Source organism: Enterococcus spodopteracolus (genome assembly GCF_030441955.1).
GTDB lineage: Bacteria > Bacillota > Bacilli > Lactobacillales > Enterococcaceae > Enterococcus_B > Enterococcus_B spodopteracolus.
Genome location: NZ_JARJHD010000071.1, coordinates 1 through 633 on the forward strand (window position 1 = coordinate 1; position 633 = coordinate 633).

General features: G+C 55.9%; 1 rRNA gene. It reads right to left on the reverse strand.

The annotated features are described in order from the left end of the window. Window positions 1-254: 254 nt before the first annotated feature. Window positions 255-633 (reverse strand): 23S ribosomal RNA (locus P3R27_RS15555); the annotation flags it as partial.

Below are 633 nucleotides of genomic sequence, written 5' to 3' on the forward strand. Positions count from 1 at the left end.
GTATAAGAGACAGGGTCCGTGTTTCAAGACGGGCGGTGTTGCGCCGTTCTGCCAGCATCCGTGACCTACACGGCCGCAGTCCTCGGTCCCCGCACGCAGCATCTGGCCCTGGCTATAACACTCCGAAGAGCCACGTTCCAGAACCCCTTCTCCTGCAGCAAGAACCGATGCTGGCCCAGGGAAAGCCCAGAGCGCCGCCCACGAGAGGCAGCGGTGCGCAATCCCCATGTCGGGCGCAATACCCTTCCCTTTCAACAATTTCACGTGCTGTTTCACTCTCTTTTCAAAGTGCTTTTCATCTTTCCTTCACAGTACTTGTTCGCTATCGGTCTCTCGCCAGTATTTAGCCTTAGATGGAATTTACCACCCGCTTGGAGCTGCATTCCCAAACAACTCGACTCGTCAGAAGGGCCTCACTGCTTCCGCCGGCATCCCACGGGGCTCTCACCCTCCTGGGCGCCCTGTTCCAAGGGACTTGGACACCGCCTTCCACACAGACTCCAACCTGCAATCTACAACTCGTGCCGCAAAGCACGATTTCAAATCTGAGCTCTTGCCGCTTCACTCGCCGCTACTGAGGCAATCCCTGTTGGTTTCTTTTCCTCCGCTTATTGATATGCCTGTCTCTTATAC